Origin of the sequence: Sphingomonas sp. (assembly GCF_019242355.1) — a bacterium.
Classification (GTDB): Bacteria; Pseudomonadota; Alphaproteobacteria; order Sphingomonadales; family Sphingomonadaceae; genus Sphingomicrobium.
Window position 1 is genome coordinate 1 of sequence record NZ_JAFAVR010000081.1, and the last position, 10227, is coordinate 10227.

Genomic DNA, 10227 nt, shown 5'->3' on the forward strand with positions numbered 1-10227 from the left:
GATCCTGAATGTGATCAACGTCCTCGAACAATATCCCAATCCGTCACTGACCGCGGTCCATGCGCCGCAGACGATCTATCCCAAGGGCATGGAGCTGGCTCCGTCGAGCGATGGTTCAGGCCATCTCAGCCTCTGGGTCACCGATTACGGACGCGACCAATATCCGGACGGCCGGGTGCTCGAAGTCATGCTGAACGAGATGGCGCCCTCGTACATGCTACCCGCGGGCACGAGCAGCGCGACGAGCAGCAGTGCCACGACGAGCGCGCTTGCGCTCCAGGGTTCCGCAGCGCAGGCGGGTGAGGCCGCGCAGCCGGCGACGTTGGCACATCATGGTGTTTCCAACCTGCATGGCGGCGGAGCGAGCCACCAGAGCTTGATCTTCGGTCTGGAGAGCGACCACTTCATGGGGATGCCGCATTCCGATTTGCTCTAGCGGCGACCTGAATCGACGACCGGCGCCGGCAGGCGCCGGACCGGATCGCAACTCTGGTACGCGCATGCGATGGGCCAGGCGCGCACGCGCTGACTTTACGTAAGCGACACTCGGCGGTGCCGGGAAACGGCGCGCCGGCGAGCACTGGCCCGATCAGGCTTGCCGCATCGCTAGTGGAGGCGCGGCCAGGCGCTCAATCAGGATCTGGCCGGCGAACTCATCGCTTCCCAGCGGGGTGAACCGTCGGCTGCGGTCAGGGCAGCTGGGGATGCAAACGCGGCTGCGGCAGCTGGAGCGCCGGCAACCGGAGCTGCGGCTTCGCCCGCGCCGCCCTGTGCGCGACGCGCAGCAAGCCTTGCACGTATTTGCGGCGGAGCACCGCCTGGCCGGACCGATGGACCGAGAAAACCGACCACCAGAAGGCCTGGCAGAACGCCATCTTCATGCGCAGGGACGTGTTCGCGCGAGTGAAGAACTTCTCGGGCGACAGGCCGCACACTGCCCGGTGGAACACCGAATTGCGGACCCAGCGCGCCGGCGTGCTGTAGACCGGCGCGTCGCAGCCCGGGTGCAATGCCAGGCCCAGGATCGTGTAATCGTCCTCAAGGGGCGGCGTCGGCACGGGGTAGCGCTGCAGGAACTCGAAATCGAGCATCAGCAGGCCCGCATCCGGATCCGTGATGAGGTTGTGAGTCGCAAGGTCGAGCAGGAAGTAATTCCGCTCGCGCAGCGCCCGGACGAATGGCGTCAGCGCCGCCATCGCGTCGAACGTCAGCTGCACCTGACCGCAATTGGGCAGCGGCCTCAACACATGCGCTCCGGTGTTCGAATAATAAGGCGTTAGCAGCCAGTTGTCGCCGTGGTCGATAAGCTCGGGGACGCAGGGCAGGCCGCTCAGCTCCTGCCGGGCCTGGAGCTCGCGATCGAAGAAGCGCGATGCGCCCGGCCGGAAGACCTTGGCGACGACTTCGCCGTGGACCGGATGGTCGACCAGCAGGACTCGCGCGCGCCGTCCTGACACCGACAGCTCGCGGACGACGGGCCACGGAAGCTGCAGCTTGCGCTCGATTGCGGCGACCTCCTTGGTGACCTCGGCGATCAGGCCTGGCCGGTCGAGCGCCTCCAGGCACTCGAGGCTCTGCCAGCCATTGTCGGTCGAGTGCATGGGATTGAACCGCTCGCTCCTGGGGACACGGCTGTGAATGAGGTCGCGGATCGCATATTTGGTAAGGGTCGCGTTATCGTTGACCACCTGGCCGTCTTCGGCCGTGACCGGGCGATAGCGGAAGTCGCAGGCGAGGATGATTGCGGCAGGCTCGCCACCACTCTCGGGGAACGGGCCGCGCCCCCAGTTGCCGCCCCGAACCCGCGCTCCGACCCGCGCTTTCTCGTCCTCGGTGAGCGAAATGACGTGAAGCACCTCGAACCCGTGGCGATCGATCATCGCCGCCGCTTCGTCGGCATAGGGCAGTGCGCGATCCCGGACGACGAAGGCGATCAGTCCCGCGGCTGCACCGATGTCCCGGCGCTCGCCTCTGAGCTTGCCGCGCAGCCAGGCATTGCGCGTCTGATACCGCTCGAGCAGGTCGCCGGCCGGGCGCAGGCCCTTCCGCGCGAGATAGCGGTCGAGCCCCTGCAGGGTCAGGTCCGCGCGCTCCCCGGCCTGCCGCCGCACGCGCTTCAGAGTCGCCAGATAATCATGGTCCGCATTGGTGACCGTCGCGCCTTCCGTCCTCGACAGCGGCAGACCCGAAGCCTCGCCCTTGTGATAGACGGCGTGGAAGGCGAGCGACTGGAAATGATCGCGCGGCGCCGGCACCCGATACTTGCCGTGGATGAGGATCGCATTCTCGAGGATCCTCAGCGACAGCTTTTTCGGGAAGTACGGCACGCCCCTGTAGTCCGTGCCCCGCATCCCGCTGATGCTGTAGAGATCCACCGGCTGAGTCGCGGGGAACAGCGGGTAGGGCGACAGCATCGTCTCGAGGATGGAAAGGTCCTCGTCGGAAACCAGCAGGTCGATGTCCTCGCCGGCATCGACGGCGGGCAGGCTCTCGAACCACCGCAGCACTGCGTAGTTTGCGCCCACCTCGGTCAGCTTCGTCAGGAACTCGTCCACCGAAACGCCCTGCGGGAGGTAGCGACGGGTCCGCGCCGGCGACCGGATCAACCGCTTCGCGATCGACTTCGCACGCTCGCGCACCATCAGCTTGGCGCCGCGAGGAGCAGGCTTTACCTTCAGCTCGATTGGCGACAGGTCCTGGGGCGCCATATTGGCGGCGGCGGGGAGGCCGGGCAAAGGGAGTTCGCCGCCCCGGCCGTCCTGCACGAACCTCGCCGTCGGGCCAGCTAGCGCGTCGATGCGCACCGGTGCCGGACGGCCGGGCGTGTGGACACCGTCTTCAAGACGCCAATGCCGGGCATTATCAAGGCGATGTGCGTTGCGCTGTGACAGCTTTACTTCCCCATTCGCTGAGCCCGCGATGGCCTTGCGATTCGCGGATTAACCCAAAGCTGATAACACAGACTTAACAAGGGTGCGATACTCCGAATCGACCTGAAATCGAAACACAGGTGACCTTTTTTTGGACAGTCGGCCGTAACGCGCCGGATGACCTCCTTCAGCCGCTTCCTGAGTCACAAAAGTGAAACGGTTCAGTCACCGTCCAGCCCCTCCGACCGTCCTAACGCGCTCGTCGAAATCGATGGAGGGACGTGTGAAGACAGTCACGATGGCGCTGGCCGCGGCAACCCTGCTGACGGCTGCATGCGGCAGCAACGGCGCCAACAATGGTGCGGCGAACGGCTCCGGGCAGCAGATCACCGGCGCAGGTTCGACCTTTGTCTATCCGGTCCTGTCCGCCTGGGCAGCAGACTATCGCGCCCAGTCGGGAACGAGCGTCAACTACCAGTCGATCGGCTCAGGCGGCGGAATCGCCCAGGTCGAGGCAGGCACCGTTGACTTCGGCGCGACCGACCAGCCGCTGCAATCCGACGAGCTTGCGAAGAACGGGCTCGCGCAATTTCCAGTCGTCGTCGGCGGCATCGTTCCAGTCGTGAACATCCCCGGCCTGGAAGCGGGCAAACTCAAGCTCACCGGCCCGGTCCTCGCGGACATCTACCAGGGCAAGATCAAGACCTGGAACGACCCGGCAATCGTCAAGATCAACCCAGGCCTCAACCTCCCCGGCGCGGCGATTGCTACGGTTCACCGGTCCGACGGCTCGGGCACGACCTTCAACTTCACCCATTATCTCGCGCAGGTCAGCCCGGCCTGGAAGAGCGGCCCGGGCGAAGGCAAGACCGTTTCCTGGACAGGCGGCGTCGGCGGCAAGGGCAATGAGGGCGTCGCGGCCTACGTGAAGCAGCTGCCGAACTCACTCGGCTACGTCGAATATGCCTACGTCATGCAAAACAAGATGACCTATGCGCTGCTCCAGAACTCGGCCGGCAACTTCGTTGCACCGAGCGCGGCCGCGTTCGGCGCCGCGGCGGGCACTGCCGACTGGGCCCATGCGCAGGACTTCAATCTGGTGATGACCAACGCGCCGGGCGCGAATGCCTATCCGCTTGCGGCCAGCACCTTCATCCTCGTGCACAAGCAGCCCAAGGACAAGGCGAAGTCGGACGCCGCGATCGCCTTCTTCAAGTACGCGCTCGAGAAGGGCCAGGGTCAGGCGAACAAGCTCGACTATGTGCCGCTGCCCGACGCGCTCGTGAAGCAGATCGAAAGCTACATCGGCTCCAATATCAAGTGAACGCTCCGGCCAATGTAACGGCGCACGACAGCGGCGCCGGCGCTGATCAGCTATTCCGGCTGGTCACCGCCGGCGCCGCGTGGCTCGTGCTCATTGTCCTCGGCGGCGCCGCGGCGGCAATGGCGTGGGGCGGTAGGCTTGCCTTCCAGACATTTGGCTGGCGCTTCATCAGCAGCCGCGACTGGGACCCGGTTAGCGCGAAGTTCGGCGCGCTCGTGCCGATCTACGGCACTCTCGTCACGTCGATCCTCGCATTGCTCATCGCCGTTCCTGTCAGCATCGGCATCGCCTTGTTCCTGACCGAGATCGCTCCGCGTTGGCTACGCGGGCCGATCGGCATCGCGATCGAGTTGCTCGCCGCGATCCCCAGTATCATCTACGGAATGTGGGGCCTGTTCGTGTTCGCGCCGTTCATGGCTGCCCATGTGGAGCCGTGGCTGAGCGATCACCTCGGCGCCTTGCCAGTCATCGGCGCGGCGTTCACGGGTCCACCGATCGGCATCGGCCTCTTAAGCGCGTCGATCGTGCTCGGGATCATGATCATCCCCTTCATCGCGACCGTAGCGCGCGACGTCTTCAACGCGGTCCCGCCGCAGCTCAAGGAAGCCGCTGTCGCGCTGGGTTCGACGCGCTGGGAAATCCTCAGCCGGGTGACCTTGCCGTACACCCGCTCCGCCATCATCGGCGCGGTGTTCCTCGGCCTTGGCCGGGCGCTGGGCGAGACGATGGCCGTCACCTTCGTGCTCGGAAACGCACACGATCTCTCGCCGTCGCTGCTGATGCCGAGCAATTCGATTGCCGCGGCGATCGCCAACGAGTTCACCGAGGCCGATACCGACCTGTACCGCTCATCGCTGATCGCGCTCGCCTTCCTGCTGTTCGTTGTCACTCTGATCGTGCTGACGATCGCAAAGCTGATGCTGCTGCGCATCGGCAAGGCGCAGGGAAGGACCCACTGATGCCGCTGCGCCGCAGGCTCGCCGACATCCTCGCGCTGCTATTCGCCGGCGCGGCGACCGTGTTCGGCCTCGTCTGGCTGGTCTGGATCCTGTGGACCACGGCGGTCCAGGGCGGCGCTGCCTTGTCGCCCGCACTCTTCACGCAGATGACGCCGCCTCCCGGTGAAAGCGGAGGTTTACTGAACGCCTTCTACGGAAGCGCCGTGATGGTGCTGCTGGCTCTGGTGATCGGGACTCCGATCGGAATCGCGGCTGGGACTTACCTTGCCGAACATGGTCGTCATTCACGCCTGGCCGCGGTCGTCAGCTTCATCAACGACATCCTGCTGAGCGCGCCGTCCATCGTCATCGGCCTGTTCATCTATGAGCTTGTGGTACGTCCGATGGGGCATTTCTCCGGTTTCGCCGGCTCCCTGGCGCTTGCCATGGTGCTGCTGCCGATCGTCGTGCGCACAACCGACGAGGCGCTGCGCCTCGTTCCGAACACGATGCGCGAAGCCGGCTTCGCACTCGGCATCCCGCGCTGGCGGGTGACGGCCCGCGTTCTCTACAAGGCGGCGCTCAGCGGCATCGTAACCGGCGTGCTGCTCGGCCTTGCCCGCATTGCCGGCGAGACGGCGCCCTTGCTCTTTACTGCACTCAACAACCAGTTCTGGAGCGCGAGCCTGTCGCAGCCGCTGGCTAACGTCCCGGTCGTAATCTTCCAGTACGCGATGAGCCCCTATGATCAATGGCACGAGCTCGCCTGGGCCGGCGCTTTCGTGCTCACGGCCTTTGTCCTGTGTCTCAATCTCGGAGTGCGCTTCCTGGCGCGCGGAGCGAAACGATGATTCCCCTTCAAGAGCGCCCTTCGGTCCAGCCGTCCACCGCCGACGCGCCCGTCAAGATCGAGGTCCGCGGAATGGACTTCTATTATGGCAAGTCGCACGCGTTGCGTGATGTGAACCTGTCGGTGCCGTCGAACGCCGTGACCGCGATCATCGGACCGTCGGGGTGCGGCAAGTCGACGCTGCTTCGCGCGATCAACCGCATCTACGAAATCTATCCGGACCAATATGCGACGGGCGAAATCCTGCTCGACGACCGCAACGTGCTCGAGCGCCGCTATTCATTGTCCGCTCTGCGTCGTCGTGTCGGAATGGTGTTCCAGAAGCCGACTCCCTTCTCCACGACGATCCGCAACAATGTCGCCTTCGCGCTCAGCTATTTCGAGCGCCTGTCAAAGAGTGACATGTCCGACCGCGTCGAGGAAGCGCTCCGCCAGGCCGCGCTCTGGGATGAGGTCAAGGACAAGCTCAACGTCAGCGCTTTGTCGCTGTCGGGCGGCCAGCAGCAGCGGCTTTGCATCGCACGCACGCTTGCCGTCCGGCCTGAAGTCATCCTCCTCGACGAGCCGACCTCGGCGCTCGATCCCATCTCGACGGCGCGCATCGAAGAGTTGATCAACGAGCTTCGTGAGCGTTTCACGATCGTCATCGTCACCCACAACATGCAGCAGGCCGCGCGCGTTTCGCAGCGCACTGCCTTCTTTCACCTGGGTGAGCTGATCGAGGTCGGCGATACGAGCCAGATCTTCACCAACCCGCAGGTCCAGCGCACGCAGGACTATATCACCGGACGCTACGGCTAAGGAGCAGACATATGGCACGTGCCGGCGGACATACGCTGACGGCCTTCGACCACGATCTCGGCGAGCTTCGCAGCCTGATCATCGACATGGGTTCGGTCGCCGAAGCGGCGATTGCGGAGGCCATGCGGTGCCTGATCGAACGCGACGAGGTCGCCGCCGCGGAGCTGATCGCGGCGGATGAGCAGCTCGACGACCTCGAAGCGGAGGCCGAACGCCGCGCGGTCGAGCTTATCGCCCTTCGCGCGCCGATGGCCGACGACCTGCGCGAGGTCGTTGCCGCGCTCAAGATCGCGGGCGTCGTCGAAAGGGTCGGCGACTATGCCAAGAACATCGCTCGGCGCGTCCGTCGCCTGCCCGAAGGAGCGCAGCTCGAGCCGATGTCGCTGCTGCCCGAGATGGCGAAGATCGCGGCGTCCATGGTCCATGATGCGATCGCGGCGTTTGTCGAACGCAATCCGGACGCCGCTCGCCAGGTCTGCGCGCGGGACGATGCGCTCGATGACTTCTACGAAAGCATCTTCCGGACGCTGGTGACCTTCATGATGGAGGACCCACAGAACATCAGCCCGTCGACCACGCTGCTGTTCGTCGCCAAGAATCTCGAGCGGATCGGCGACCATGCGACGAACATTTCCGAGATGGTCTATTACGCAGCTACGGGCGACCGGCTTCTCGACGGGAACATCAACACCCGCGACGGCTGAGCCGGCTGTTCGACGGGCGCATGAAAAGGGCGGCCCCCGCACGGGGAGCCGCCCTTCTTTCGTGGTCGCGTGTCTAGCGGATGTTCGCTGCGACGTAGGCCTGGATGCGCTTCACCAGCGGCGCCGGCAGCGGCACATAGTCGAGGCTCGTCGCCTGGGGCTGGCCCTTCGTCAGCGCCCAGCCGAAGAACTTGCGCGCCGATGCGCTCGTCGCCGCGTCCTTCGGCTGCTTGTGCATCAGGACGAAGGTCGACGCCGTGATCGGATAGGCATTGGCGCCCGGAGCATTGGTCATTACCAGGTTGAAGTCCTTCGCGTGGTTCCAGTCGGCCGTCGCTGCCGCTGCGGCAAAGCTGCGCGCGTTGGGGGCAATGAACTTACCCGCCGAATTCTGGACGAGCGTGTAGGCCATCTTGTTCTGCACGACGTAGGCATATTCGACGTAGCCGACGGAATAGGGGAGTTGCTTCACGTAGCCCGCGACGCCCTCGTTGCCCTTGCCGCCGACGCCGCCGGCCCAGCTGACCGATGTCCCTTCTCCGAACTTGGCCTTCCAGCCCGGGCTGACCTGGCTCAGGTAATGCGTGAAATTGAACGATGTGCCTGACGAATCCGACCGGTGAACCGGCGTGATCGCCTTGGCCGGGAAGTGCAGACCGGGGTTGATCTTTGAGATTCGCGGGTCATTCCACATCGTGATGTTGCCGGCATAGATGTCGGCGAGCAGCGGGCCGCTAAGCTTGACCTGGCCGGGCCGCGCGCCGGGGATGTTGATGACCGGGACGACGCCGCCGATCACGACCGGGAACTGGGCAAGGCCCGATGCCGCGAGCTCGTCGCTCGACAGCGGCTTGTCGGTCGCGCCGAAGTCGACGGTGCCGGCCTTGATCTGCGCGATCCCGCCGCCCGAGCCGATCGACTGGTAGTTGATCTCGTCCCCACCCGCTTTCTTGAAGTCGGATGCCCAGCGCGAGAGCACCGGATAGACGAAGGTCGATCCGGCGCCCGTGATCCCGGCGCTCGCGCTTCCCGCAAGCGCGACGGTTGTCGCTGCGACTATCGTTGTGATCGACCGATTGAGCATGTTCATCTGAAAGTCCCCCGAAGGTGAGAATGCGGCGGCACACTGCCTCGCCGTGCGTCGGGACTACGCCGGTGCGGTGACTCGGCGGTGATGACATTGTTGCGATTGTGTTGCGGGCGGGCCTCTCCCGGAACGCTGTCACAAAACTGTCCGCGAGGGGTCACCGAATCGCGCTTACGGCCCGCCTAACACCGAACGCGTTCACAACATGAGTTAGCTGATCCCCGGGGGGTTTTTAAAGATGATTTCTCGTTTCTCCAAAGTCCTGCTCGCTTGCACCATGATGACGTCCGCTCCGGCGTTCGCCCAGGCGGCGCCGACGGCCGACGATGTCGCCGCGCTTCGCGCCGAGATCCAGGCACTGCAGGCCAAGGTCGACCAGCTTTCGGCCGCCCAGTCGCAGCAGGCCGCGCAGGTCCAGCAGGTCGCTGCCGCCCAGGCCGCGCCGCCGCCAGCGCCCGTTCCACCGCTCAAGAAAGAAGCGCCGGGCTGGTGGGGCAGCACCACGATCAGCGGCCGGTCGTTCTTCAACGTCAGCAACATCGACCAGACGTCCACCGACCTTGCCGGGGACCGGACGGACAACGCGCAGAACGGCACCCAGACCGAGCTGAAGCGTTTTTACGTGATCATCGATCACAAGTTCAACGACGTCTTCTCGGCCAATGTGACGACGGATTTCCGCTATAATTCGATCGCGACCGACACCGGCGGAAAAGAACTCGGCAGGGATACTCTGGTCTTCGTGAAAAAGGCCTATCTCCAGGCCAAGCTCGACCCGGCGCTGACCGTTCGCGTCGGCGAGGCCGACCTGCCCTGGGTGCCCTTCGCTGAAGGCCTCTATGGCTATCGTTTCGTCGAGAACACGCTGATCGACCGCACGAAGTTCGGCACGTCGACCGACTGGGGCGTCCATGCCTTCGGTTCGTTCGGCGGCGGCATGTTCAACTACGCCGTCTCGGCGATCAACGGCGCCGGCTACAAGACGCTCTCGCGAAGCTCGAACACCATCGATCTCGAAGGCCGGGTCAGCGTCAACCCGATCAAGTCGATCACCCTTGGCGTCGGCGGCTACACCGGCAAGCTCGGCAAGAGCAACGACACGGTGAACGTCAACCATACTGCGACTCGCTTCAATGCGATCGCCGCCTACACCGACAAGCGCGTGCGGGTCGGCGTCGAGTATTTCACGGCCAAGAACTGGAACAACATCGCGACGGCGCCCGAGCCGTTGCCGGCCCCGGTCACCGTGAGCGACAAGGCGCATGGCTGGTCGACGTTCGGCTCATATGCCTTCACGCCGGCAATCGCGGTGTTCGGTCGTTACGACTGGGTCAAGCCGACGGATATCGTCGCGACCGGCACGACGCGGTCTGTGCGGGATAATTACTACAACGTCGGCGTCGACTATAAGCCGATCGCTCCGATTGACCTTGCGCTCGTGTGGAAACATGACCGTGCGCGCAACGGCTTCATCTCGACGTCGAACGGGACCATCGGCGGCCTCGACCACGGCAGCTACAACGAGATTGGCCTGTTCGGCCAGTTCAGCTTCTGATCTCGTCTGGCAAGGGTCGGCGATGACCGACCCAGGCTGGAGATGGAACGCGGCGGCGTGCCCGATAGGCGCGCCGCCGCGTTCCTTTTGCTCGCGAG

Annotated in this window: 9 protein-coding genes; 7 read left to right on the top strand and 2 right to left on the bottom strand. The window is 64.6% G+C overall.

Annotated features, from left to right (window positions below; all coding sequences use genetic code 11):
- A partial coding sequence (locus JOZ79_RS03900; RefSeq protein ID WP_294070864.1) for a hypothetical protein occupies positions 1–436 on the top strand: 436 nt, incomplete at its 5' end.
- A gap of 253 nt (positions 437–689) precedes the next feature.
- On the opposite strand, the gene JOZ79_RS03905 is transcribed toward JOZ79_RS03900, so the two are convergent.
- The gene (locus JOZ79_RS03905; protein WP_294070867.1) at positions 690–2765 is read right to left on the bottom strand and encodes a hypothetical protein; all 2076 of its coding nucleotides are present in this window, start codon (positions 2763–2765) and stop codon (positions 690–692) included.
- A gap of 388 nt (positions 2766–3153) precedes the next feature.
- Here JOZ79_RS03905 and pstS (JOZ79_RS03910) point away from each other — a divergent pair, with 388 nt between their 5' ends.
- From pstS (JOZ79_RS03910) to phoU, 5 genes are read left to right on the top strand one after another with little or no spacing between them, the layout of a single operon-like run.
- The gene (gene pstS, locus JOZ79_RS03910) at positions 3154–4194 is read left to right on the top strand and encodes a phosphate ABC transporter substrate-binding protein PstS (RefSeq protein ID WP_294070870.1); all 1041 of its coding nucleotides are present in this window, start codon (positions 3154–3156) and stop codon (positions 4192–4194) included.
- Positions 4191–5153 carry a phosphate ABC transporter permease subunit PstC gene (gene pstC / locus JOZ79_RS03915; protein ID WP_294070873.1) on the top strand — a complete coding sequence of 321 codons (963 nt, stop codon included), beginning with the start codon at positions 4191–4193 and terminating at the stop codon, positions 5151–5153. The genes pstS (JOZ79_RS03910) and pstC overlap by 4 nt, the downstream gene beginning before the upstream one ends.
- Positions 5153–5983, top strand: coding sequence for a phosphate ABC transporter permease PstA (pstA, locus tag JOZ79_RS03920; RefSeq protein WP_294070876.1), 831 nt, complete (start codon positions 5153–5155; stop codon positions 5981–5983). Before pstC ends, pstA begins: the two co-directional genes overlap by 1 nt.
- Entirely contained in the window at positions 5980–6783 is an 804-nt protein-coding gene (gene pstB / locus JOZ79_RS03925; protein WP_294070879.1) for a phosphate ABC transporter ATP-binding protein PstB, read from the top strand. The genes pstA and pstB overlap by 4 nt, the downstream gene beginning before the upstream one ends.
- 11 nt (positions 6784–6794) lie before the next feature.
- On the top strand, positions 6795–7487 hold the full coding sequence (gene phoU / locus JOZ79_RS03930) for a phosphate signaling complex protein PhoU (RefSeq protein WP_294070882.1): 693 nt from the start codon (positions 6795–6797) through the stop codon (positions 7485–7487).
- A 73-nt stretch (positions 7488–7560) separates the two neighbouring features.
- On the opposite strand, the gene pstS (JOZ79_RS03935) is transcribed toward phoU, so the two are convergent.
- Positions 7561–8577 (bottom strand): phosphate ABC transporter substrate-binding protein PstS, encoded by a 1017-nt coding sequence (pstS, locus tag JOZ79_RS03935; protein ID WP_294070885.1) that lies wholly within the window; start codon positions 8575–8577, stop codon positions 7561–7563.
- A 235-nt stretch (positions 8578–8812) separates the two neighbouring features.
- Here pstS (JOZ79_RS03935) and JOZ79_RS03940 point away from each other — a divergent pair, with 235 nt between their 5' ends.
- Positions 8813–10129, top strand: coding sequence for a hypothetical protein (locus JOZ79_RS03940; RefSeq protein ID WP_294070888.1), 1317 nt, complete (start codon positions 8813–8815; stop codon positions 10127–10129).
- Positions 10130–10227: the final 98 nt, after the last annotated feature.